The 25,426-nt window shown below is 56.3% G+C and carries 19 protein-coding genes and 3 pseudogenes; 7 read left to right on the forward strand and 15 right to left on the reverse strand.

Annotated elements, in window-relative coordinates; translation table 11 throughout:
- Positions 1-163 precede the first annotated feature (163 nt).
- Entirely contained in the window at positions 164-4,486 is a 4,323-nt protein-coding gene (locus ABK821_RS21380; protein ID WP_343178814.1) for an acyl-CoA dehydratase activase-related protein, read from the forward strand.
- A 126-nt stretch (positions 4,487-4,612) separates the two neighbouring features.
- Entirely contained in the window at positions 4,613-5,545 is a 933-nt protein-coding gene (locus ABK821_RS21385) for an Rpn family recombination-promoting nuclease/putative transposase (protein ID WP_308561350.1), read from the forward strand.
- A gap of 40 nt (positions 5,546-5,585) precedes the next feature.
- Here ABK821_RS21385 and ABK821_RS21390 read toward each other — a convergent pair whose 3' ends face one another.
- Genes ABK821_RS21390 through ABK821_RS21415 form a run of 6 tightly spaced genes read right to left on the reverse strand, consistent with a single transcriptional unit; the run spans position 5,586 to position 10,288 of the window.
- A complete protein-coding gene (locus tag ABK821_RS21390; protein ID WP_171034792.1) occupies positions 5,586-5,747 on the reverse strand; it encodes a hypothetical protein in 162 nt (53 codons plus the stop codon).
- Positions 5,748-5,755: 8 nt separating this feature from the next.
- A complete protein-coding gene (locus ABK821_RS21395; RefSeq protein WP_138358295.1) occupies positions 5,756-6,451 on the reverse strand; it encodes an ABC transporter ATP-binding protein in 696 nt (231 codons plus the stop codon).
- Positions 6,444-7,226, reverse strand: coding sequence for an ABC transporter ATP-binding protein (locus ABK821_RS21400; RefSeq protein WP_138358293.1), 783 nt, complete (start codon positions 7,224-7,226; stop codon positions 6,444-6,446). The genes ABK821_RS21395 and ABK821_RS21400 overlap by 8 nt, the downstream gene beginning before the upstream one ends.
- Positions 7,213-8,262, reverse strand: a complete 1,050-nt coding sequence (locus ABK821_RS21405; protein WP_138358291.1) for a branched-chain amino acid ABC transporter permease — start codon at positions 8,260-8,262, stop codon at positions 7,213-7,215. The genes ABK821_RS21400 and ABK821_RS21405 overlap by 14 nt, the downstream gene beginning before the upstream one ends.
- A complete protein-coding gene (locus ABK821_RS21410) occupies positions 8,262-9,161 on the reverse strand; it encodes a branched-chain amino acid ABC transporter permease (protein ID WP_138358289.1) in 900 nt (299 codons plus the stop codon). Before ABK821_RS21410 ends, ABK821_RS21405 begins: the two co-directional genes overlap by 1 nt.
- Positions 9,162-9,181: 20 nt before the next feature.
- A complete protein-coding gene (locus ABK821_RS21415) occupies positions 9,182-10,288 on the reverse strand; it encodes an ABC transporter substrate-binding protein (RefSeq protein ID WP_171034791.1) in 1,107 nt (368 codons plus the stop codon).
- On the opposite strand from ABK821_RS21415, the pseudogene ABK821_RS21420 reads away from it, so the two are divergent.
- Positions 10,281-10,427, forward strand: a pseudogene (locus ABK821_RS21420) (hypothetical protein). The gene ABK821_RS21415 and the pseudogene ABK821_RS21420 sit on opposite strands and share 8 nt — an antisense overlap.
- A gap of 608 nt (positions 10,428-11,035) precedes the next feature.
- Here ABK821_RS21420 and eutC read toward each other — a convergent pair.
- Genes eutC through eat form a run of 3 tightly spaced genes read right to left on the reverse strand, consistent with a single transcriptional unit; the run spans position 11,036 to position 14,594 of the window.
- On the reverse strand, positions 11,036-11,818 hold the full coding sequence (gene eutC, locus ABK821_RS21425; RefSeq protein ID WP_343178813.1) for an ethanolamine ammonia-lyase subunit EutC: 783 nt from the start codon (positions 11,816-11,818) through the stop codon (positions 11,036-11,038).
- Positions 11,815-13,203 (reverse strand): ethanolamine ammonia-lyase subunit EutB, encoded by a 1,389-nt coding sequence (locus tag ABK821_RS21430; protein WP_138358283.1) that lies wholly within the window; start codon positions 13,201-13,203, stop codon positions 11,815-11,817. Before ABK821_RS21430 ends, eutC begins: the two co-directional genes overlap by 4 nt.
- 11 nt (positions 13,204-13,214) lie before the next feature.
- Positions 13,215-14,594, reverse strand: a complete 1,380-nt coding sequence (gene eat / locus ABK821_RS21435; protein WP_138358281.1) for an ethanolamine permease — start codon at positions 14,592-14,594, stop codon at positions 13,215-13,217.
- Between the two features lie 434 nt (positions 14,595-15,028).
- Between eat and ABK821_RS21440 the strand changes: the two are divergent.
- A pseudogene (locus tag ABK821_RS21440) lies at positions 15,029-15,211 on the forward strand (S-methylmethionine permease); the annotation flags it as partial.
- Positions 15,198-16,130, forward strand: coding sequence for a homocysteine S-methyltransferase (gene mmuM, locus ABK821_RS21445; protein WP_343178812.1), 933 nt, complete (start codon positions 15,198-15,200; stop codon positions 16,128-16,130). The pseudogene ABK821_RS21440 and the gene mmuM, both read left to right, overlap by 14 nt.
- An 87-nt stretch (positions 16,131-16,217) precedes the next feature.
- Here mmuM and fbpC read toward each other — a convergent pair whose 3' ends face one another.
- The 6 genes from fbpC to ABK821_RS21475 all read right to left on the reverse strand — a co-directional run bounded on the left by fbpC (position 16,218) and on the right by ABK821_RS21475 (position 24,013).
- Positions 16,218-17,264, reverse strand: coding sequence for a ferric ABC transporter ATP-binding protein (fbpC, locus tag ABK821_RS21450; RefSeq protein WP_024130614.1), 1,047 nt, complete (start codon positions 17,262-17,264; stop codon positions 16,218-16,220).
- 11 nt (positions 17,265-17,275) lie between these two features.
- The gene (locus ABK821_RS21455) at positions 17,276-19,354 is read right to left on the reverse strand and encodes an iron ABC transporter permease (RefSeq protein ID WP_343178811.1); all 2,079 of its coding nucleotides are present in this window, start codon (positions 19,352-19,354) and stop codon (positions 17,276-17,278) included.
- Positions 19,355-19,424: 70 nt separating this feature from the next.
- On the reverse strand, positions 19,425-20,456 hold the full coding sequence (locus ABK821_RS21460) for an ABC transporter substrate-binding protein (RefSeq protein WP_138358277.1): 1,032 nt from the start codon (positions 20,454-20,456) through the stop codon (positions 19,425-19,427).
- A complete protein-coding gene (gene uhpC / locus ABK821_RS21465; RefSeq protein ID WP_343178810.1) occupies positions 20,453-21,757 on the reverse strand; it encodes an MFS transporter family glucose-6-phosphate receptor UhpC in 1,305 nt (434 codons plus the stop codon). Before uhpC ends, ABK821_RS21460 begins: the two co-directional genes overlap by 4 nt.
- Positions 21,758-21,842: 85 nt before the next feature.
- Complete coding sequence (locus ABK821_RS21470; RefSeq protein WP_343178809.1) at positions 21,843-23,384, reverse strand: MASE1 domain-containing protein; 1,542 nt, start codon at positions 23,382-23,384, stop codon at positions 21,843-21,845.
- A complete protein-coding gene (locus tag ABK821_RS21475; RefSeq protein WP_047458568.1) occupies positions 23,384-24,013 on the reverse strand; it encodes a response regulator transcription factor in 630 nt (209 codons plus the stop codon). Before ABK821_RS21475 ends, ABK821_RS21470 begins: the two co-directional genes overlap by 1 nt.
- A 460-nt stretch (positions 24,014-24,473) precedes the next feature.
- Here ABK821_RS21475 and ABK821_RS21480 point away from each other — a divergent pair.
- Positions 24,474-24,560 (forward strand): annotated as a pseudogene (locus tag ABK821_RS21480) (taurine transporter subunit); the annotation flags it as partial.
- A complete protein-coding gene (gene tauD, locus ABK821_RS21485; RefSeq protein ID WP_343178808.1) occupies positions 24,557-25,408 on the forward strand; it encodes a taurine dioxygenase in 852 nt (283 codons plus the stop codon). The pseudogene ABK821_RS21480 and the gene tauD, both read left to right, overlap by 4 nt.
- The last annotated feature ends 18 nt before the right edge of the window (positions 25,409-25,426 follow it).

A 25,426-nucleotide genomic window follows, 5' to 3' on the forward strand; every position in this document is an offset into this window, starting at 1 on the left:
CGGACGCCAATAGAAACGTTACTTGATGGAAAACGCATCTGGGCTGAGAAAAATTTAAGCCAGATGTAATCTGACAGATACCTGTATAAATAACCGGTAACTGTCAGATCAGGTCTGAGCTAATACAGATAAGGAATGTTTTTTCAAAGGGATTGATATAAACATGCTATCCGCGCCCAATGACTATCTTGCAGGAATCGACGTTGGTTCAACCACCGTCAAACTGGTGCTGCTGGACAGACAGCGGCAACTGATTCATCACGCCTATCAGCGCCACTACGCCGACATCCGTCAAACGCTTTTGGCTCTGTTCGGGCAGCTACAGGAAACCTTTCCGGCACTGACCGTTGTTCCCGTGATTACCGGCTCGGGCGGTCTGGCGCTGTCTGAACTGCTCTCCATCCCGTTTGAGCAGGAAGTTATCGCCAGTTCGAAGACCATCACCACCTTTATTCCGCAAACCGATGTGGCTATCGAACTGGGCGGGGAAGACGCCAAACTCACCTATTTTGACCGTCATTGCGTCGATCAGCGGATGAATAACAGCTGCGCCGGGGGCACCGGCGCATTTATCGACCAGATGGCTTCGCTGCTGGAAACCGATGCGGCAGGGTTGAATCAGCTGGCAAACAACTATCAAACGCTTTACCCCATCGCCTCGCGCTGCGGCGTATTCGCTAAAACCGATATCCAGCCGCTGATCAATCAGGGGGCGGCAAGGTCGGATATCGCCGCATCAATCCTGCAGGCCATCGTTAATCAAACCATCAGCGGCCTGGCCTGCGGCAAGCCCATCAGAGGCAACGTCGCTTTTCTCGGCGGCCCGCTGTATTTCCTTGATAATTTAAGAAAGCTGTTTATTAAAACGCTGAGGCTGAAAAAGCATCAGGTTATCTTTCCGGACAATCCTCAGTTGTTCGTCGCCATCGGCGCCGCGCTGCTGGCGGAGAAACAGGAGGCGGCGGTCCCGATAAGCCAGCTAATTAACACGCTGCGCGACGCCAGAAAGAGCACTGTTAAAGAGGTCGATCTTCTGCCGCCGCTGTTTCAGACGCAGGCCGACGTTGACGCCTTCCGCGCGCGTCATGCCCGAGCCAACGTGGCGCGCATCGCACTGGAAGAGTATCGGGGAGAGGTCTGGCTGGGCATCGATTCCGGGTCAACCACCACCAAAGTCGTTCTGATCGGCGAGAAGGGCGAGTTGCTGTATGACTTCTACGGCAACAACAGGGGCAATCCGCTCAACGTCGTGCGCGAAGTGTTGTGCGACATCTATCGTCGGTTGCCCGCCGAAGTCACCCTCGTCAGGTCGGCGACGACCGGCTACGGCGAACAACTGATTAAAGCCGCATTCCGCGCCGATGTGGGCGAGGTAGAAACCGTCGCCCACTACCGTGCGGCAGAGCAGCTTTTGCCAGGCGTAGAGTTTATTCTGGACATCGGCGGTCAGGATATGAAGTGCCTGTATATTCGTGACGGCGTCATTAACAGCATTCTGCTGAACGAGGCCTGTTCTGCTGGCTGCGGTTCGTTTATTGAGATGTTCGCTCGTTCGCTGAATATTCCCGTCAGCGAGTTTTCGCAACGGGCGCTGCTGGCCGGACGGCCGGTGGATTTAGGCTCCCGTTGCACCGTATTTATGAACTCGAAGGTCAAACAGGCGCAAAAAGAGGGGGCGAGCGTCGCCGATATCTCCGCCGGACTTTCCTACTCCGTTATCAAAAATGCGCTATATAAAGTCATTAAGATTAAACAGCTCGATATGCTGCCGCAAAAGATCATGGTTCAGGGCGGCACATTCTACAACGAGGCGGTACTGCGCGCGTTTGAAAACCTCACTGAAAGAGACGTGACCCGCGTAGATATCGCCGGGCTAATGGGCGCCTACGGCGCGGCGCTTATCGCGCGGGACCGCGCCAGCGACGGCAGCCCCAGCCAATTATTGCAGCCGGACGAACTGGCCTTGTTCGACGTAGAACAGAGCAGCGAACGCTGCCGCAAATGCAACAACCAGTGCATGCTGACGATCAATACCTTCAGAGATGGCCGGGAGTTTGTTTCAGGCAACCGTTGTGAAAAAGGCGCCCGGAGCGAGGTGGCGCCAGACTGCCTGCCCAATCTGTATGAATATAAAGAAAGGCGGGTATTCAACTATAAAGCACTGCCTGAAGAACAGGCGGCGCGGGGAACGGTCGGTATTCCACGCGTGCTCAACCAGTTCGAAAATTATTCCTTCTGGCACACGTTTTTCACTCAACTGGGCTTTCGTGTGGTGCTGTCGCCGCCGTCAACGGAACGCCTTTACTTAAAGGGAATCGAAACGATCCCTTCCGAGTCGGCCTGCTATCCGGCCAAACTGGTACACGGCCATATAGAGCATCTGATAGAGCGTAAAGTCGATCGCATCTTCTTCCCGTCCGTCACCTATGAATGGCGGGAAACACCGGGCGGCGACAATCACTTCAACTGCCCGGTAGTCAGCACTTATTCGGAAGTTATTCGCACTAATATCGACGCCATCAGTCAGGGAGAGGTTGCGTTTCATAACCCGTTTATCAACTTTAACCACCTCGCGTCGGTGGAAAAGGTGCTGTTTGACGAATTCAACGCGCTCGGACTGACCCGTAAAGCGGTCAAACTGGCGGTACAAAAAGCCTGGCAGGAACTACAGGCAATGCGGCAGGACATCCGCAATAAAGGAAAAGAGGTGGTTCAGTGGCTGGTGGAAAACGACCGACCCGGCATTGTGCTCGCCGGTCGCCCCTATCACGTCGATCCGGGCATTCACCACGGCATTGACCGCATCATCGTTGAAGAGGGGATGGCGGTGCTGACGGAAGACAGCGTGGCGCATCTGGGTGAGTCGCTGCTACGCCGCCCGCTACGCGTCGTCGACCAGTGGGCTTACCACTCACGCCTGTACGCTGCCGGGGCTTACGTGGCGGCCAGCCCGCAACTGGAACTGGTGCAGCTCACCTCATTCGGCTGCGGCCTTGACGCCCTGACTGCCGATCAGGTGGAGGAGGTGTTAAAGGCCGCCAATAAGGTGTATACCCTGATAAAAATTGATGAGGGCGCTAATCCGGGCGCGATCAGGATCCGCATTCGCTCGCTTAAGGCGGCGATGACCGCCCGACGACGGCACGGCGTTACCGTCCCGGATACGTCTTACCAGGACAAAAGAGCGCCCTTTACCGAAGCGATGCGTGACACCCACACCATCCTGGCGCCGCAGATGGCCCCCATCCATTTTGACCTGATTCAGGCTGTTTTCCGTGCCGAAGGCTATCGCCTGCAGGTGCTGCCGACCGTGACCCGATCGGCCATTGAGCAGGGGTTAAAATACGTCAATAACGATGCCTGCTACCCTTGTGTGCTGGTCACCGGGCAAATTGTCGACGCGCTGACCAGCGGGCAGTACGATCCGGATACCAGCGCCGCTATTATCACTCAGACCGGCGGCGCCTGCCGGGCCACCAACTATATCGCTTTTATTCGTAAAGCGCTGGAGGACGCGGGCTTTCCGCAGGTTCCGGTCATTTCTCTCAGCGCCGCCGGACTGGAAGATAATCCCGGTTTTCGCTATAGCTTACGGATGGTGAAAAAGGCGGTGATGTCGATAATCTACGGCGATCTGCTAATGAAAGCGTTGCTGCGAACGCGCCCCTATGAGTCTGAGCCCGGTTCGGCGCAAAAGCTCTACGAATACTGGAATCAGCGGGTAAAGCAAAATCTTGCGGCTGAAGGCAGCATGGGGCAGTTTAATGCCGACGTGGCGCAAATCGTCGCCGGGTTTGACCAACTCCCGCTGCGCCCGGCGCAAAAACCGAGAGTCGGCGTCGTTGGCGAAATTCTGGTGAAGTATCATCCCGGCGCTAATAACGATCTGGTCGCGCAGATTGAAGCGGAAGGCGGCGAGGCGGTGGTTCCCGATATGCTCGATTTTTTCCTTTCCTGCACTTATGGCACGCGCTACGACCACCGCCAGTATGGGCTGAATTTCCTCAGCATGGCGCGCAATCAGGTGGCCACATCCACCATCCAATGGATGCGCAAGTCGGTAAACAAGGCGTTAACCCGCAGTCAGCGCTTCAGCGCGCCCCCGGCTATCGCCGAGCTGGCGGCAATGGCGGAAAAGGTAGTGTCACTGGGCAATCAGGCGGGCGAAGGCTGGCTGCTAACGGCAGAAATGATGGAGCTTCTGGACGCCGGGGTCAATAATATCGTCTGCGTTCAGCCCTTCGGCTGCCTGCCAAACCACATTACCGGGCGTGGCGTGCTCAAAAGCCTGAAGCAGAAGTATCCGGCGGCCAATATTTTCGCTATTGACTACGACCCTGGCGCCAGCGAAGTCAATCAGTTTAACCGCCTGAAGCTGATGATGTCGGTGGCGCAAAACGCCATTGATATCAGAGTCGAGCACGACCCGGAGCCCAAAAGCATTGGTTTGGGTAAACCTTGCCGGCCGGAAAACTCTTCATATTAGGGCATCAGAATCTAAATGCTCCGGTTTATACCGTAATGCCGGGCAATCGGGATTTTACGTAGTAGCAATTGATCCGCACCAGCAGTGGTAACACATACGGGTTATTTTTCAGAGCCAGGGATGATGATGAAGAAAAAGAAAAGCAGCACACCCACCCCCCACGATGCCACGTTCCGGCAGTTCCTGACACAGCCGGATGTGGCCCGTGATTTCATGGAAATTCACTTACCAGCGGAACTACGCGCGATCTGCGATCTCAGCACGCTGAAGCTGGAATCAGGTTCGTTCGTCGAGGATGACTTTCGACAGTACTTCAGTGACGTACTCTACAGCCTGAAAACGTCATCTGGCGATGGATACATTCACGTACTTGTGGAACACCAGTCGACGCCCGACAGACATATGGCCTTTCGCCTGATCCGTTATGCGGTGGCCGCCATGCAGCGCCATCTTGACGCAGGCCATAAGAAACTGCCGCTGGTAATACCGATACTGTTCTATACCGGTAAGCGCAGCCCGTATCCATACTCAACCCGATGGCTGGATGAATTTGACGCTCCGGCGCTGGCAGGCAAACTGTACAGCAGTGCTTTCCCGCTGGTTGATGTGACGGTTATTCCGGATGATGAAATTGCAGGCCATCGCAGAATGGCCGCCCTGACTCTGCTTCAGAAACATATTCATCAGCGGGACCTGGCTGAACTGATCGACCGGCTGGCGCCCATTTTACTGGCCGGATATCTTTCTTCATCGCAGGTGATATCGCTGGTACACTATATATTACAGGCAGGCGAAACATCCGATGCCGAAGCCTTTGTTCGCGAACTGGCACAGCGTGTGCCGCAACACGGAGACGTTCTCATGACCATCGCACAACAACTTGAACAGAAGGGCATCGAGAAGGGAATCCAGCAGGGAATCCAACTGGGTGAACAACGCGGTATTGAAAAAGGCAAACTCGAAGTTGCCCGTACCATGCTGCAGAACGGCATCGACCGCAATACGGTCATGAAAATGACCGGCCTGACGGAAGACGATCTGGCGCAGATCCGCCACTAGTCATCCTCTCCTGAATGTCTCTGTCTGACCATCAGCGGATTTATCTGTCGGCCGCTGCCGTTAAAAGCGACATCGAGGTTTGTCCGTAAGAGATAAATGCCGCCGCTTCAGCGCGGTCGCCAGCCAGCGGGGGAGAAACAATGCGCGATTGCGTCAAAACCAACCCAACAACGAGCTTCATGTAGGCAAACGAACCGCGCATTCGCTTCCCTATCCGCCGAGATACATCCGTTTAATTTCCGGGTTTGCCAGCACCTCCGGTGCCGGGCCTGAGAGCATTATTTTCCCGTTTTCCAGCACATAGGCGCGATCGGCGATAGTCAGCGCCGCCGTGGCGTTCTGCTCCACCAGCAGTACCGTAATATTCTCCTCCCGCAGTTGCTTAATGGTGGCGAAGAGTTCCCCGACAATTTTCGGCGCCAGACCGAGGCTCGGTTCGTCCAGCATCAGTAATACCGGTTCGCTCATCAATGCCCTGGCAATCGCCAGCATCTGCTGCTCGCCGCCGCTCATGGTGCCCGCCATCTGATTGCGCCGCTCTTTTAGCCGGGGAAACAGGCTGTACATCCGGTCGCGCAAGCGGGTAAACCCGGCGAGATTATTGTAGGCGCCCATGCGCAGGTTTTCTTCAATGGTCAGGTTGGTGAAGATGCGCCGCCCTTCGGGCACAAGCGCCAGCCCCCGACGCACAATCTGGTGCGTCTGGCTGCGGGAAATATCCTCGTTGAGAAAATTGACCCGTCCTGTAGAGCGCACCAGGTTGACGATACCGTTGAGGGTTGAGGTTTTCCCCGCGCCATTACTGCCGATTAAGGTGACGATTTCCCGGTCATAAATATCAATATCGATGCCTTTCAGCCCCTGAATCACGCCGTAAAAAACTTTTAACTCACGTGCGCTAAGCATAACGAACGTCCCCCAGATAAGCGGAAATGACATCAGGATGTTGAATGGCCTCGGTCATCAGACCGCTAAACAGCGGTTTACCGTACTCCAGCACCATGACCCGCTCGCACAGTTTGTTGACGAACGGCATGTCGTGCTCGATTAACAGTACGCTGAGCTGGTAGTCATTACGCATGCGGAAAATCAAATCCGCCAGATCCTCGGTCTCTTTCGGGTTCATCCCGGCTGCGGGTTCGTCCAGCAGCAATAATTTTGGTGATGTCGCCAGCGCGCGGGCAATCTCCACCTTACGCTGGTTACCGTAGCTGAGATTGGTCGCCTGCATATCGGCAAAATGAGCAATGCCAATATCTTCCAGAATCGCCATCGCTTTGGCTTTCGCCGCCCGTTCGGCGGGGAAATAACGGCCAATATGCAGCGCCGCTTCCAGCAGCGAATAGCGGCTGGCGCTATCGAGGCCGACCATCACGTTTTCTAATACCGTCATCGAGTTGAACAGGCGGATATTCTGAAAGGTACGGGCAATTCCGGCGTTGACCACCTGATTCGGCTTTAGTTTCTTCAACGATTTTCCCGCGAGCGTCACGCTGCCGCTGGTCGGCTTGTAGTTAGCGGTAATGACGTTGAACATCGTGGTTTTGCCCGCGCCGTTAGGGCCAATCAGGCCAAAAATTTCCGCTTCGTCAACATGGAAACTGACATTGTCGATGGCCCGCAATCCGCCGAATTGCATCGTGACGTCCTGCACCTGCAAAATGACCTTATTTTGCGCCATGGTCGCGACTCCTTTTGCTCACTTGCCAAATCTCTTTTTTGCCCAGCAGGCCTTCACGGGCGAACAGCATGATGATCAGCAGCAGCAGCGAGAACACCACCATTCGCAGGCCCGGATATGAGCCGAAGTCATGGCCGAAGAACTGCAGCGGCTGATCGAGAAAACGCAGCCACTCCCCGCTACCGACCACCAGCACGGTGCCGAGCAGTGCGCCGGTGGTGCTGCCCAGCCCGCCGAGCACGATAATAATTAGCAGCTGGAAGGTGAGCATAAAGTCGAACAGACCTGGGGAGATGGTGGTCAGCAGCGATGCCAGCAGGCCACCGCCGATCCCTTCAAAGAAAGCGCTGGTGGCGAAAGCGCAGGTTTTAATACGAAACGTATTCACCCCCATGGCAATAGCGGCATCTTCATCGTCGCGTACCGCTTTCATCATCCGTCCATATTTCGACCACACCAGTTGCAGGATCATCCCGGTAGCGACCAGGGCGAACAGCCCGCACCAGAACAGCAGATGCGGCTGTTGAGGAATATCGTTGAGACCAATCGCACCGTTGGTGATTTGCGGATTGTTGATGGCGAGGATCTTGATGATAAAGCCGAAGCCGAGGGTCACAATCGCCAGATAGTCGCCGCGCACGCGGAAGACAGGGAAAGCGAGGCACACCGCCAGCGCGGCGGCGCACAAGCCGCTAATGAGCAACGCGGGCAGAAAACTGGCGTGCAGTTCGAGGATCCACGGACTGGGCGCGGCCATTTCAAACATATCCAGCTTGCTGTCGCCGGAGAGGATCAACAGGGCCGTCACGTAGGCGCCAACCGCCACAAATCCGTTGGGCTCCAGCGACAGCTGCCCGGTCACGCCGTTGATCAGGTTGTAGCTGACCGCGAGGATCATAAAGATAAAAATCGTGCTGATGACGCGAATAATGTAGTCATTGAATACCACGTTGATCCCGGCCAGCAGCGCGACGCAGATAACAATAATGACCAGGTTGCGCATTTGCGCCCCGGCGGTAGTTGTAGCGTTGAGCATCAGAAACGGCTCCTTTCCAGACGTTCATCGCCCATAATGCCAACCGGGCGGAACAAGAGGACCAGAATCAAAAACATAAAGGCGAAGGCGTCTTTGTAGCCGCCAAGTTCGGGAAACAGGGCGACCGCCACCACTTCGGTAAAGCCGAGAATAAAACCGCCGAGTACCGCGCCCGTGACGCTGCCTATCCCGCCGAGAACCGCAGCGGCGAAGGCTTTCAGGCCAATCAGCACGCCCATCAATGGGTCAATGGTGGGATAGCTGATGGAGTAGAATACGCCTCCCAGCGCCGCGAGGCTGCTGCCGAGAGCAAACACCAGCGAGATAATGCGGTTGGCGTCAATGCCCATCAGGCGCACGGTATTGACATCGAAAGCCACCGCGCGGATCGCCATGCCGTAGCGGGTGCGGTACAACAGCCAGAGGATAGCCAGCAGTAGCAGCACGGTAATCAGCGGCACGATCCACGCCACATTGGTGATAACGACGTGGCCAAAAGTGCGGGTATTGTTGAAAAAATCAGGTGATGAAAAGAAGCGTGAACTCCCGCCAAACAGCACGTTGAACAGATTCTCAAGGAAGAAGCTGACACCGATGGCGGTGATCAGCAGAGAGATTTTTGATGCCTGACGCAGCGGGCGGTAGGCCACCCGGTCGATAAGCATCCCGAACAGGCCGCATAGCGCCAGAGTCAGCAAAATAGCTACCCCGAAGGGTAGCCCAACAGAAGAAAATAAAAACAGAGTGGTAAACGCCCCGACCATCATCACGTCCGCATGAGCGAAGTTGATCAGGCGCAGCACCCCATAAACCATCGTATAACCGATGGCAATCAGGGCGTACATGCCCCCGAGGCTCATTCCGTTGACCACTTGCTGGAGAAAAATGGCACTGTCCATCTGTTATCCCTTATAACGGCTTACGGATTTACCACGCTACGGAACACCAGCTTGCCATCTTTTACTTCATTGATGACCGCGCTGCGGATGGCGTCGCCGTTTTGTAAAGTCAATGTGCCGGTCACGCCCTGGTAGTCCTTGGTGGCGCGAATTTTTTGGTTAACGCAAACCCGGTCGTGCGGATCGCTGCACTGGTTCATCGCGTTGATAATGACGTTATATGCGTCCGCCGCCATCGCGCCCCAGGTATGGGTCGGCTGGTGGTATTTGGCTTCCCAGGCTTTGATGAACGCTTCGCCCTCCGGCGTTTGTTCTTTGGCATTTGGCGAGTAGTAATCGGTAGTCATATAGCCGTTGACCGCATCTTTGCCGACCTCAAAAAAGACCGGGTCCGCCGCCAGTCCGTCGCCGCCGACCACCGGTTTTTTCAGCCCCAGCTGTTTAGCCTGAACGGCGATCAGCGCCCCTTCGGTGTAGTAAATCGGCATATAAATCATGTCGACGTTTTTTGCCTTCACGCTGGATAACTGCGCTTTAAAGTCTTTGCTGCCGCCCGGTGCCTGAACTTCGATAGGAATGGTGCCGCCGTTTTTCAGAAACTGCGTGCGGAAGGCTTTCGCCAGGCCGACGGAGTAATCGTTGCTGCTATCAAAGACGATGGCGGCGGTTTTGGCTTTCAGGTCGCGGGAAGCGAGGTTCGCGCCAACCACGCCCTGGAAACTATCGGAAAAGCAGACCCGGCTGACGTAAGGGTGGTTGCGGGTGACGCGATCGTTAGTGGCCGTCGAGGAGACCAGCGGCGTTTTGCTGTCGTCAGCGATTTTAGTCATCGCCAGGGTATTGGAGGAGGTGACTTCGCCGATCACCGCATCGACCTTATCACTGGAGACCAGGCGCTGCATGGCGTTAGCTGCTTCAACCTTGTCGCTCTTATCGTCAATGACGATAAGCTTGATGGTGTCGCCATTTTTTAATGTTGGGGTAATGCCCTGAATGATATCCAGTCCTTTTTGTGACGGTTGCCCGTAACCGCTCAGCGCGCCGCTTAACGGTAATACCACGCCGATTTTAATTTCCGCCGCCTGCGCGCTACTCGCACCGATCAACGCGGCAACCAATGTGGCCATTAAAGATGCTTTTCCGGAAAATTTTTTCATTGCTACCTCACCCTCGGTCAATCGATTATTTATGTGTAACCATCAATGACTGCATAACATTGAGAATAATTCTCCAGTTAATCTGGCGAATTATTGGCTGTTATTTTGAATAGATAACGAAATATACTCTCAATAATTTGGACTGCATGAACACAGTCAATGCACATGCAACCTGAAGTATCACGGGCATATTTAATGCGCAACTTTACCTTACAACGATTGTTTCACTTTTACTCATGCAATATTCTTATATCCTAATTAAGAACCTATCCCATTAGAGCTATTTTGCTTGTCATTTTGAACCAGGGCAGTGCTCAGAATCCTCACGTACTACGTGTACGCTCCGGTTCTTCCGCGCTGGCCGTGTTCAAACTGTCTGCGCCAATAACGCCTGGTGGGATAGGCTCTAATTCAATTGCCAGAACAAAACGGTTATCCGTTATGAACGCTGAAAAGTAGTGGCCGCTAAGGGCGGGCCTTATGAATGAGCAGAGTCACTCTGAAGCCAATACACCTGTCATTTGAAGTATGACGAATATATACTCGTCATACTTCAAGTTGCATGTGTGTTGGCTGCGCTCGCTCACCCCAGTCATATAGCTATCTATGTTCCTGGGGATTTGCTCTCTTGCCGCCTTCCTGCAACTCGAATTATTTAGAGTATAAATAAATTTTATCTGTCTTGATTAATAATAAAGCAGAACTCTCATTTCCTTGTTATTTATTATCGATATTGCCCAGCGGCTTTATTTTACCATGCAGCGCCGGATTATCACTTTCATCTTTCAGGCGCACGCCGGTCAGTCGTCGTAAGAATGCCTGCTCCAGCAGCCACGCCAGCTTAAATGCCGCCGCTTCGTAGCTCAGCCCTTCCGGGCGAATATTGGAAATACAGTTGCGCTCCGACTCCAGCCGCTGACGATGCGGCTGCCAGGTTAAATAAACCCCGAGACTGTCCGGCGAAGAGAGACCCGGCCGTTCGCCAATCAAAATCGCGACCGCTTTGGCCTTCAGCGTTTCGCCAATATCATCGCCCAGCGCCACCCGCGACTGGTGCGCAAGCACCACCGGCGCGAGGCTCAGGCCTAGCGTTTTCAGGTAAGGAAGCAGAGCGCGGATTAGCGGCACGGCCTGACGATGCACGGCGTATGACGACAGCCCGTCGCCGATCACCAGCAGCAGATCGGCCGGACGCACGCCGCTGGCGGCCAGATCGGCGCGGCTCTTTTCGTTCAGACGTCGTCCAAGATCCGGGCGATTCAGGTAGACATGACGATCGCTGGCGGCACTGTGGACGGTCAGCGATGAGAGCCCCAAATCGGCCAGCGGTTGTTCCAGTTGTTCACTGACGAAGGGCCGGTGAATCGCGTCGCGCGCGCGGGCGTGCGCGAGGCCGAAATTCAGCACTTCACGGGTTGGCAGACTGGCGCCGCTACGGCCCAGCGCAATCCGCGCATCGGTAAATTCACGCAATGGGCTCCATGCGTCGAGAGGATTCATACCGGTTCTCCTTGCGGCAGGACGGAAAGCAGCGGATGACGCGCGTCGGTCAGGCGCAGCGCGCCGTGCGGATCGATAATTTGCATCCTGGTTAGCCAGTCAGCGAACTCAGGCGCGTGCTTTAAACCCAGCAGACGGCGAGCGTATAGCGCATCGTGAAAGGAGGTGCTTTGATAGTTGAGCATAATATCGTCAGCCCCCGGTACGCCGATCAGAAAGGTTAGCCCGGCGGCGCACAGCAGCGTCAGCAGGGTATCCATATCATCCTGATCGGCTTCGGCGTGATTGGTATAGCAGACGTCGCAACCGATAGGCAGGCCCATCAGCTTGCCGCAGAAATGATCTTCCAGCCCGGCGCGGATAATTTGTTTACCGTCATACAGATATTCCGGACCGATAAAGCCAACCACCGTATTGACCAGCAGCGGCTCGAAGTGGCGGGCGACGGCGTAAGCGCGGGCCTCGCAGGTCTGCTGGTCAACGCCGTGATGCGCATTGGCGGATAGGGCGCTGCCCTGGCCCGTTTCAAAATACATCACATTGTTGCCGATCGTGCCGCGGTTAAGGCTGAGGGCGGCTTCTCTGGCTTCCTGAAGTAGCGCCAGATTGATGCCGAAACCGCTGTTGGCGGCTTCGGTTCCGGCCACTGACTGAAACACCAGATCCACCGGGACGTCACGCTCAATCAACTGCAAGGTATTGGTGACATGAGTCAAAATGCATGACTGGGTCGGGATCGCGAAGCGCTGGATAATATCGTCCAGCATATGGTTAAGCTGCGCCAGCACTGGCAGGCTATCGCTGGCCGGGTTGATGCCGATCACCGCATCTCCGGCGCCGTATAACAGTCCGTCGAGCATACTGGCGGCGATGCCTTTCATATCATCGGTCGGGTGATTTGGCTGCAGGCGCACGCTGAGGCGCCCCGGCAGGCCGATGGTATTGCGAAATCGGGTGATAACCCGGCATTTACTGGCAGCCAGGATCAAATCCTGATTGCGCATCAGCTTGCTAACCGCCGCCGCCATCTCCGGCGTTATCGCCCTCGCGACCTGGCCCAGTGCCGACTCGTCGGTGGCGTCGTCGAGCAGCCAGTCGCGAAAATCGCCTACCGTCAGGTGACGAATCGCCGCAAAACCGCTGGCGTCGTGAGTATCGAGTATCAGTCGGGTCACTTCATCCTGCTCGTAGGGAATCAACGGATTATCAAGAATTTCCGTTAACGGAACGTCCGCCAGCGCCATTTTGGCCGCCATTCGTTCTTCGGCAGAGTCGGCGATAACGCCCGCCAGCGCGTCGCCAGAACGCGCCGGGGAGGCTTTCGCCAGCAATGTTTTCAGACTATCAAAATGCCATACCTGGCCCGATAGCGTGGTTTTATACATGCCTCAACTCCTCAGGAGACCGTACGTAACTGCGGGTCCGCTGCCGCACGCTCGCGGGCTGCGGCGGTCTTGCGGAACCACAGATAGCCGCCGAGCATCATGGCGGCGAAAATCAGCGCCAGCAGGGTGTTGTACCAGACCATCGCCACCAGACAAAGAACCGCCATCGCCAGCGCAAAGGCAGGGGCCCACGGATAGAGCGGCGCGCGGAACGGTCGAATGAGCTTCGGTTCGCTGCGGCGCAGTTTAAACAGCGCCGCCATTGAGATGATATACATAACAATCGCGCCAAATACCGACATGGTGACGATGCAGGCGGTCAGCGGCATTCCGCTGATGGTTATCAATGAATCGGAGAAAATAGCGGCGATACCAATGACGCCTCCGGCGAGGATCGCCAGATGCGGAGTACGGGTGCGGCGATTAATCGTTGCCAGGCTCGCTGGCAGATAGCCCGCGCGCGCCAGGGAGTATATCTGCCGCGAGTAGCCCATAATAATACCGTGGAAAGACGCCACCAGACCAAACAGTCCCAGCCATACCAGCATATGCAGCCAGCCGCTGCTGTTGCCAACCACTATTTTCATCGCCTGCGGCAGCGGGTCGTTAATATTTGCCAGCGCTCTCCAGTCGCCGACGCCGCCGGCAAAGACCATCACGCCAATCGCCAGTACGGTCAGGGTCAGAATACCGCCGCCCAGCGCGCGGGGAATGGTACGCTGCGGATCTTTGGCTTCTTCGGCGGCCATTGATGCCCCTTCAATGGCCAGAAAGAACCAGATCGCAAACGGGATTGCGGCAAACATGCCTGGCAACGCCAGACCGCTGAAGCTCTCCGCGCCCGCCCAGCCGTTAGCGGTAAAGTGGCTCCAGGAGAAGCCCGGCGCGACGACGCCCATAAATACCAGCAGCTCGAAGATCGCCAGCAGGGTGACCACCAGCTCAAAGGTGGCGGCGATACCAACACCGAGAATATTCAGCGTCATAAAGATAATGTAGGCGCCGCAGGCGACCCATTTGGGGTCCAGCGCCGGAAACTGCACGTTAAGGTAGGCGCCGATGGCCATGGCAATGGCGGGCGGGGCAAAGACAAATTCAATCAGGGTCGCGAACCCGGCAATAAAACCGCCGGTCGGGCCAAAGGCGCGGTAGGCGTAAGCAAAAGGCCCGCCTGCGTGCGGGATGGCGGTCGTCAGTTCGGTAAAGCTAAAAATAAAGGCGCAGTACATGGCGGCGATCGCCAGCGCGACGATCATAAAGCCCAGTGTTCCCGCCTGAGACCAACCGTAGCTCCAGCCAAAATACTCCCCGGAAATAACCAGCCCAACGGCGATTCCCCATAAGCGGAAACTGCCGAGCGTTCTTTTTAGTGTTGTGGTTTGTGTTGTCATATTTGATGCCTCGCCAGATAAAGAAACCCGGCTCATCACGTTGTTTTATTTGTATTTGTTTGTTTATATCCGGGCTGCGCTCAAGAACGCCCTGGTGAGCGATCCGTAAGGAAAAATCAGCGAGTCAATCCTCATGTACGATGCGTACGCCCCGGTTTCTGCGTGCTGTCCATGCCCAAACTGCTTACAACAATTACGCCTGATGAGCCTGACATTTCAGATATCTGATGAGTGCAAGGAGAGTGCCAGGTTATAACAACAATAAATATGCGTATTTCGTTGGCAGACGATCCAAAAAGGGGCAGATTGCACGTGGAGAGGAGTTCATGATGGTGCAATTGCCCGCAAATGTAGCATTTCCCACGAATGATGGTGCCAGAATCTTTTTAACTTTATACATCCTGGCGATCTCTTTACTTTCTCGTTCGTTGCGATATCCGTTGGTAGCAGTACTGGGATTTGTGCTTTGCCTGGTGGCCTGTATTGGCCTGGCGTTTGATCCGAGTCAGAGGATTGCGCTGTGGTGTGGGATCCCGTTTGTGGCAGTGTGTTATGGTGCGTATTATCTGACCCGTTTACGGAAACTCACCCAGGAGCCTCAACATGTCGCAGAATAATCCGTTAACCGCCATCCTTAACGTACAGCCCTTTATCCTGCTGGATGGCGCGATGGCGACGGAGCTGGAAGCGCGCGGCTGCGATTTAGCCGACAGCCTGTGGTCGGCGAAAGTCCTGGTTGAAAACCCGGAGCTTATTCGCGAAGTCCACCTCGACTATTTCCGCGCTGGCGCGCAGGTAGCGATTACCGCCAGCTACCAGGCAACCCCGGCGGGCTTTGCCGCCCGTGGGTTTAACGAAGCGCAGTCGAAAGCGCTGATTGGCAAGAGCGTCGAACTGGCACGCAAAGCGCGGGAAGCGTATCTGGCTGAGAACCCGCAGGCGGGCACGCTGCTGGTGGCGGGTTCCATCGGGCCATATGGCGCGTATCTGGCCGACGGTGCGGAATATCGCGGGGATTACGTATGTACTCCCGAAACGTTCTGGGCTTTTCATCGCCCGCGTGTGGAAGCGCTGCTGGATGCGGGCGTTGACCTGCTGGCCTGCGAAACGCTGCCGAATTTTATTGAGATTAAAGCGCTGGCTGAGTTGTTAACCGAATATCCACGGGCGCGGGCATGGTTTTCGTTTACGTTGCGCGACAGCGAGCATCTGAGCGACGGTACGCCGCTGCGTGACGTGGCGGCGTTTCTCAACGCCTGCCCGCAGGTTGTGGCGACTGGCGTAAACTGTATCGCGCAGGAAAACGTCACCGCCGCATTGCAGCATTTGCACGGGCTGACCGCGCTGCCGCTGGTGGTTTATCCCAATTCGGGCGAGCGGTACGATGCGGTAAGCAAAACATGGCATCATCACGGCGAAGCGTGCGCCACGCTGGCGGAGTATTTACCGCAGTGGCTGGCGGCGGGTGCGAAGCTGATTGGCGGCTGCTGCCGGACGACGCCGAAGGATATTGCTGAATTGAACGCGCAACGTTGAGTGTGTGCCGGGGGGCGGCTGATCCTTACCCGGCCTGCAACGTGCACGAACCGCAGGCCGGGTAAGCGTCGCTCCACCCGGCATCAATTACACTGCGTCTGCTAAAACAAACATCCCGTACGGGTGGATTTCGAGGTAATAATTTTCCCCCACGTCCGGCTGCAATCGGGTGGCGTTAACCTGCAATAAAATCTCCTGTCCGTGCCACGCCACCGTCACCTCATACTGCGGCCCCATATAGGCGACATGTTGAATCACACAGCGCTGGCTCTCTTCGCCGCGATCGCTCAAGGTAATCGCTTCCGGGCGCACGCCAACGGTGCCGGAACCCTGGGCGGCAAAGTGCGCCGGGCGCGGCAGCCGGTAGCCGTAGATATCCACATACTCCTGACTAAACGTCGCCGGGAACAGGTTGGCATCGCCCATAAAGCTCGCCATAAAGCGTGACGCAGGTTGACGGTAGAGATCCTGCGGCGAACCGATCTGCATAATATGCCCCTTGTTCATCACCAGTACGGTATCGGAAACCGCAAAGGCTTCGCTCTGATCGTGGGTGACGTACAGCGAGGTGATATCAAACTGCTTTTGCAGTTCGCGGATCTTGTCGCGCATGCTGCGGCGCAGGTTGGCGTCGAGGTTACTTAATGGCTCATCAAACAGCAGCACCTTCGGCTTGAGGATCAGCGCGCGCGCCAGCGCCACGCGCTGCTGCTGACCGCCGGAGATCTGATCAACATAGCGGTCTTCGAATCCTTCCAGATCCACCATCGCCAGCGCCTCTTGCACACGGGCTTTCACTTCGCTGCGCGACACGCCAAGCATCTTCAGACCGTAGCCGACGTTTTCCCCCAGCGACATGTGCGGGAACAGGGCATAAGACTGAAAGACCATACAGATATCACGCTGCTGAATAGAGCGATGGGTAACGTCTTCGCCATCAATGAAAATCTGTCCTTCGCTCGGTTTTTCCAGCCCGGCCACCAGACGCAAAATGGTCGTTTTGCCGCAGCCGGAAGGGCCGAGCAGCGTCACCATTTGCCCCTGCGGGATAGTGAGATTGATATTATCGATAACCGTGTTGCTGCCGAATCGTTTGGTGACGTTGCGCAGTTCAACAAAATTTTTCTGACTCATAGTGCGCTCCATTACGCCTGGTTTTTGGCTTTTGAACGGGAGATACGCGCTTCCCCGATCAGCCAGTCAAAGATGAAAATAATCGCCAGCATCACCACGATCAGAATTGAGCCGTAGGCGATCGCCACGCCGTATTCACCGTCTTCCACGCGGTTGAGGATGTAGGCCGTCGCCACGCGGGTGTCTGGCGTGACGAGGAACACAATGGCGCTGACGGTGGTAATGGCGCGCACAAAGCTGTAGATCAGCGCCGAGAGGATCGCCGGGCGCAGCAGCGGCAGCAGGATGTGCGTGATGGTGCGTAAGCTCCCGGCGCGCAGGCTGAGCGACGCTTCATCCAGCGATTTATCGATCTGGCCTAATCCGGCGATCCCGGCGCGAATCCCAACCGGCACGTTACGCATCACCATCGAAATAATCACAATCGCCGCCGTTCCGGTGAGGTACACCGGGGCGCTGTTAAAGGCGAGGATGTACGACACGCCCGCCACGGTGCCCGGTACGGCGAAGCACAGCATGGTGGTGAACTCGATAGTCTTTTTGCCTTTGAACTGCTGGCGTACCACAATCCAGGCGATCAGCAGACCGAAGATGGCGGTGATCGGCGCGGCAATTCCGGCGTAGAGCAACGTATCAAGCAGGGAAGGCCACGCGCCGTCGCTCATACCCTGGCCGAACAGCTTGATAAAGTTCGCCAGCGTCAGGGTGTAATCCACGCCCCAGTTGACGGTGAAGCTACCGTAGAAAATGCTGCCGTAGAGCAGGGCGTTGAAGGCTATCCACACGGCCAGAATGGCGATGACGCTCCACACCAGGGTGACCGGCAGCGGCTGGACGTCGCCACGGTACGATTTCCCGGAGACCGTGACATAAGAGCGCTTACCGATCCACATATACTGCACACAGAACACCAGCAGCGAGAACAGCAGCAGGAACGCGCCCAGCGTACTGGCGGCCTGATAATCAAGCTGCGAACCTGTGATATAGAAATAGATCTGCGTCGCCAGCACGTCGAAGTTACCGCCGAGCACCAACGGGTTACTGAAGTCGGCCAGCGACTGCACCACCACAATTAAAAAGGCGTTCGCCAGCGCCGGTTTCAGCAGCGGGACAAACACGCCGTTAAAGGTCTGCCAACGGCTGGCGCGCAGGGTGTACGAGGCTTCTTCCAGCGACGGATGAATGGTTTTGATCGCCCCGTCGAGGATCATAAACGCCATCGGGGTGAATGCCAGCACCTGCGCCAGCCAGATGCCGGTAAATCCGTACAGCCAGTTGGTGTTGGTCAGCCCGAACCACTCGACCATCAATTCGGTGACGTAGCCGGAGCGTCCCATCATCAGCGTAACGCCTAAACCCACTACGAACGGCGGCGTGACGATTGGCAGAATCGAGAAGATGCGGCCAATAATGGCGCTGCGTTTGGCAATGCGGGTGGTGTAAATCGCCAGTACCAGGCCGAAGAAGGTACAGCCCACGCCCACCGCAATCGACAGGGCGATGGAGTTGAGGATCACCTGGATGATATGCGCCTGCGACAGCACCGTCATAAACGCCAGCGGCGCGAATTCCCCGGCGTCGTTGGTGAACATCGGGATGAAAATCGCGATACTCGGCCAGACGATAAAGATGCCGATCAGCGCCACAATGGCGGTAAGTGAGCCGATCACGAAGCGGTCGCCGCCCAGCCATTCCAGACGGGTCAACGCCAGCGTCATGATCGCGCCCAGCGCGACGAACAGCACGATAGTGGCGTAGCCTAAACCACGGCCTTCAACGGTGGCGCTGACGACGATAAAGGCCATACACAACAGCGCCCAGCCCGCATCAAGGTAATGGCGGCTGCGCTGTTCGCGCCTGGCTTCATGGAACGGGCGAATCAGCAGCAGGCTCGGCAGCAGATACCACAGCCAACTGATATTGCGCTGTGACCAGCCGTAGGACTCAAGGATTTCATCGCCCGTGGACTCCAGCAGGCCGTAATCCAGGCTCCAGCTCGGCAGCAGGGCAAACGCCAGCCAGCCCAGCAGAACCCAAAAGAATATCGCATCCCGTTTTTTCACGGGATGGTGTGCAAGTGTGTGTGACATAGCGGTTCCGGTGTCGTAGGCCGGGTAAGGCGTTTACGCCGCCACCCGGCAAATGAACGCAAATGTGGGCTTATTTACCCATCTTCACTTCGCTAACCCACTTATTGATCAACGCCTTACGGACATCGGTCGAACCGTATTTATCCATGTCGTAGTTGATCAGTTTCAGGTTGTCGAGCTTCAGCGAGTTTGGTGACGTTTCTGCGGTGGTATTGGTCAGGATCTGATAAGACTTGCCTTTTTTCCACGCCAGCTCCTGGGCATCTTTTGACAGCACCCAGTCCACGAACAGTTTGGCGTTATCAAGATTACGCGCGCCTTTCAGAATGCTGACGCCGCCAATTTCATAGCCGGTGCCTTCGCACGGAGAGATCAGCTCCAGCGGCGCGCCCTGTTCTTTTTCCAGCGAATAGTCGTGCAGGAAGCCGATGCCGATAGCGGTTTCGCCACGGGCGGCGTTACGTGCCGGGGCAATACCGGATTTGGTGTACTGAGAGACGTTGGCGTTGAGCTGTTTCAGGTAATCAAAGGCCTGATCTTCTCCCCATAGCTGGGCGAAGGTCGCCAGCGCGGTATACGCGGTGCCTGAACTTTGCGGGTCGGCAATCTGGATCTCGCCTTTGTATTCCGGTTTGGTCAGATCCTTCCAGCATTTTGGCACCGGCAGATTTTTCTCTTTCAGGCGCTGGGTATTGACGCCAAAACCGAGAATACCGACATACACCGCTGAAGAGAGGTTGCCTTTTACTTTCGCCGGATCGCGGAATTTCTCCATGACCTGCTCAAGATTGGGAGACTTGTAGGGTTGCAGCAGCCCCATTTCACCCGCCTGGGACTGAGGGTCCAGCGTCCCGCCGTACCAGACGTCCGCCTGCGGGTTTTTCTTCTCGGCGTCGACTTTCGCCAGCGTACTGCCGGAGCCGTTGCGGATGAACGAGGTTTTGACGTCATATTTGTCGCCAAACGCTTTGGTTTCTGCTTCGCACATTTCATTGGTGGCGCTGCAATAAACCACCAGGCGGCCTTTGGCCTGCGCGGCGCCGGTTAAGGTTGCCAGCGCAATGCCGGATGCAATCAGGGTAGAGGTAAGCGTCAATTTCATTGTTTTATCCTTTGACTGAGCGAGGTGGTGATGCCCGCCATCAGCAGCGGCATCAGCAATAAACCCATAAGTATCGCAGCGACCGAGAGCAGACTGAACATGCCCGACCAGCCGTAGCGTTCAATGACCAGCGACAGAGGCCAGCCCGCTAGCGCTGCCCCCAGATAGGCGAACAGGCCGAGAAACCCGGTGATGGAACCGGCCGCCGCTTTGTGCCCGCACTCGACGGCGGCAAGGCCAATCAACATTTGCGGGCCAAAAACGAAAAAGCCCACCGTAAAGAAACAGACCGCCAGCAGTGCGTAATGGTGTACTGGCGCTAACCACAATGCGGCGACGGACACCATCAGCCCTAGCGTGAACAGCAAAATCATCGGCGCGCGCTGGCCGCTGAACAGCAAATCCGATCCCCAACCGGCGAACAACGCGCCGAGCAGGCCGCCGACTTCAAACAGCATCACCGTGGCGTTGGCGCTGAGCAGATTAACGCCGTGGCTTTCCGTGAGCCAGATGTTGCCCCAGTCGTTGAGGGCGATGCGGATCAGATAGACCAGCACATATGAGACGCCCAGCAGCCAGATCATCGGGTTTTTCAGCATCGTGGCGCGCAGCATCTGCCACAGCCCCATCGGCGGGCTTTGCTGCTCCTGGCGCAGCTCCAGCGGGTCATGACGCCATGCGCCGACCGTTGGCAATCCCTCTTCCTGCGGCGTGCCTTTCAGCTGTAGCGTGAGCCAGATACCTAATGCCATGCTGATGATCCCCGGCGCCAGCATCGCCGCCTGCCAGCCCCACCAGTGGGCGGCGAAAGCGCTAATCAGCGGGATAATCGCCCCGCCGATGTTGATCGACATATTCCAGCAGCCCCACCAGAAGCCGCGCTCGTTGCGCGAATACCAGTGGGTCAGCAGTCGGGCGCAGGGCGGCCATCCCCAGCCCTGAAAGAAACCGTTCAGCGTCCAGACCGCCAGCAGCAGCGTCAGCGACTCGCCAAAGGCGAACACCACATTCAGCAGACCGGTGGCGAACAGGCCGACGCCCATAAACCAGCGCTGCCCATGGCTGTCGTGCCACAGCCCGGCGGTAAACTTCGACAGGCCGTAGGTCAGGTAAAACAGTGAACCCAACAGGCCGATATCGCCTTTATCGAGTCCCAGATCCGTTTGTAGCGCCGGAAGCACGTAATTCACGCTTTTTCGCGTCAGGTAAAACGCGGCGTACCCGATGATCATGTACATCAGCAATTGTGGCCGCAGCGTGCGGTAATGCTGGTTGATGTCAGTGACTGAGCGTGGGGGCATGACCGTCTCCGTTTGTGCTGACTATAGGAAAACGAAAGTGAAAGGGGATGGGAGAAAGTCTGGAGTGACTAAGACTTTTTCCTGGCTAGTGCGCGGTTTGTTGCAAATTTGTGGGCAGGTTAACAATTACCCGCGTGCCGCGCCGCGATTCGAGCATCAGTTCGCCGCCCAACGCGTTAACCCGTTCGCGTATCCCTTGAATGCCGAATCCCGGTACGTTTTCAGGCTGGATGCCGGTGCCGTTGTCCCGTACTTCCAGATAGAGGGTCTGTTTCTGCTGGCGTAACAGAATCGAGACTTCACTGGCTTCGGCGTGTTTGCAGACGTTGTTCAGCAGTTCCTGCAACAGGCGGTAGAGGGTAAACCTGATGGTTTCATTTTCCGGGGTATGCGTAAGGCGATATTCAAACTGGCAGCGAATCCCTCGCTCGGGGAAGGCGAATTCGTTAACCAGATGAAGCAGTGCTTCCTGAAACGACAGTTCATCCAGCGCGGGGGGACGTAGCTGGCGTAACAGCTGGCGGGTAGAGTGGTGAATACGGCGGGCGAGATCGTTTATCTGGCTGGCGGCGGCCTGCGTCTGCACCGGATCGCGCGCCCGTTTCACCAGCTGTGACTGGATCTGAATGGCGGTGATGTTCTGGCCGATCTCGTCGTGCAGCTCGCGCGCCAGGTTTTTGCGCGTATCCTCTTCGGTGTGGATCAGCTTTTCGGTCAGCGCCCGGCGCGCCGCCAGCTCTGCTTCCAGACGCTGGCGATAGTGGTGCAGGTTTTGCGCCAGATGCTGCTGGCGGCTGATGGCGATCCCCAGCCCTATGCCGAGTAGCGCCTGGGTAGCGAGGAAAATCTCCAGCTCGACCAGGTTGTTAAACCCGACGCCGACCTGGCGGGCGATGGTGATCATCATGCTGCCCAGCAGGCCGGAGAGCACGCCGCCCTGCCAGCCAAACTTCCACGCCATCACCACGTTAGGCAGGAACACCACGATCAGCAGCAGGCGTTCAATTTCCGGCGACAGCACCATTTGCGTGCCGATGCCGATAATAAAGAACAGGCTGCACCAGATGATCAGCGAAGTGCGCAGCGGCGGGTTGCTGGTATCCAGCCCCAACAGATGATAACGGTGCTGCTGGCGTAAAAATTCAAATACCAGATAAACAAAGGGGGTGAGCAGCACGCCGCCGGTAAACGACGCCAGGCCAGTCAGCATCGCCGGGCTTTTTATAAAGGGCGACAGCAGGGCGGTATTCAGCAGCGAGGCCAGCGTGACGGCGGCCAGCAGCAGCGTGAGACGCTGCCAGTACAAGGGAAAACGGTGCCAGAATTTTTGTCCGATGCTGGCCGGGATCAGGCAGATCAGCGGCGCCGCCAGCAGGACGTAGCCGCTGAGCAATTGCTCGCTATGGAGCCATAACGGCATCAGCACCGGCGGCAGTATCAGCGCGGGCCAGTAACGGCGGGAGAGTAAAATCAACAGCGCAAGATAAACGCCGTGCGGCAAAAAGAGCGCCGCCTGTTGGCCGTTATGGGTCAGGTAAAAGCCCAGCGTCCATAGCATCAGCCAACCTGTTCCCCAGGCCAGCAGGATAAACAGTGAGATCACCCAGTAACGCACGCCGCGAGACATCAGTGCCCCGTCAGCAGCTGGTGGTCGAGGGCGAAATGCACCAGCTCGATGGTACTGTGGCACTGCAATTTACCCAGTACGTTAGCACGGTGGACGTGAACGGTTTTATGGCTGAGGTCGAGCTTAAATGCGATCTCTTTGACGCTGTCGCCTTTGACCAGTAAATCAAAAACTTCTCGCTCACGGGGGGTTAATACCTCCAGAACCTGCGCCGGCTGTTCGCCGCCGCGCAGCGCCCGCAACGCATCGGCGCACAGATAGTGGCCGCCCATACCGACGGAACGCACCGCCTGAACCAGCTCTTCCGGCCCGCAGCGTTTGGTCAGATAGCCGCTGGCGCCTGCATCCAGCGCGCTTTGTACAAACGCTGGCGTGTCGTAAATGCTGAGGACGATGGCGCGAAACGTGGGTTTTTGCGCGCGTAGCCGCTTTAACAGACTCAGCCCGTTTTCGTCCGGCATCGCGATATCCAGCACCGCGACGTTAACGTCATCGCGCAATAATGCGGGCCAGGCTTCCGCCGCGCTGCTGTACTGGCCTGCTACATCCAGATCGTCTTCAAGACTTAATAATTGCGCAAAGCCGGAACGCACCACCACATGGTCATCAACCAGCACCACACGAATCATATGCTTACTCTCTTGCCGAATAATGCCTCTATGATGCCTGCCCCCGCTGCGCTGGCAATCATCCGGGTGTGGTTATGGAATGAATGTAACAAAATCGCAATAATTTGCAGGGTGTTGTTGTCGTGGTAGGCCTGATAAGCGCAGCGCCATCAGGCATGGATTGCCGGATGGCGGCGCAAGCGCCTGATCCAGCCTACAACTCAATGCTAAATACATTTCCACACTAACCATTCCCGTTTTTTTTCTAAAAACGCTTTGCTATTAGCAAGAATTTTTAATTCCTTTATCAAACTCGGCCGCAACGAAATACTGCCCCCATAACAAGACAGGGGAGCAGACAATAATGGGTATTTCATCGCGTAACGTACTTATTGCCGACGCTGGATGAGTAGCTTCTCGGAAAAACACCCGGATATGGTCACGGCGTTAGCGAAAAGCGCCATCGACGCGTAACGACCCTATATTTGCGGTGATCGCGTTTATTTTAGCACTGGGTCTGCGTGCGCTTCAGCGCCGCCTGACGCCCTGGCATGGAGAAATACAATGAGTGAACGTCTGAGTATTAGCCCGCTGGGGCCGTATATTGGGGCGCGGATTTCCGGCGTGGATCTGGCTCGTCCGCTGAGCGATAACCAGTTTGAACAGCTGTATCACGCGGTGCTGCGCCACCAGGTGGTTTTTCTGCGTGAACAAGCCATCACGCCGCAGCAACAGCGCGCGCTGGCACAGCGTTTTGGCGATCTGCATATTCATCCGGTCTATCCCCACGCCGAAGGCGTCGAAGAGATTATCGTGCTGGATACCCATAACGATAACCCGCCGGATAACGATAACTGGCACACCGATGTGACCTTTATTGAGACGCCGCCAGCAGGGGCGATTCTGGCGGCAAAGGAACTGCCCTCTACCGGCGGGGATACGCTATGGACCAGCGGTATTGCCGCATATGACGCGCTTTCCGAACCGTTTCGCCAGTTGCTGAGCGGTTTGCGGGCGGAGCATGATTTCCGTAAATCGTTCCCGGAATACACATACCGCAAAACTAATGAGGAGCATCAGCGCTGGCTTGAGGCGGTAGCAAAACATCCGCCTTTGCTGCATCCGGTGGTGCGTACCCATCCGGTGAGCGGCAAACAGGCGCTGTTTGTGAATGAAGGCTTTACCACGCGAATTGTCGATGTGACGGCGAAAGAGAGCGAGGCGCTGCTTAGATTCTTGTTTGCGCACATCACAAAACCGGAGTTTCAGGTGCGCTGGCGCTGGCAGCTTGATGACGTAGCCATCTGGGATAACCGCGTCACCCAGCATTATGCCAACGCTGATTACCTGCCGCAGCGGCGCATTATGCACCGGGCGACGATTCTGGGAGATAAGCCTTATTATCGTGCTCAGTAGCCGGAAGCAGCGCCGGGG

The organism is Klebsiella sp. KE9456 (genome assembly GCF_043832615.1).
Lineage (GTDB): Bacteria > Pseudomonadota > Gammaproteobacteria > Enterobacterales > Enterobacteriaceae > Klebsiella > Klebsiella indica.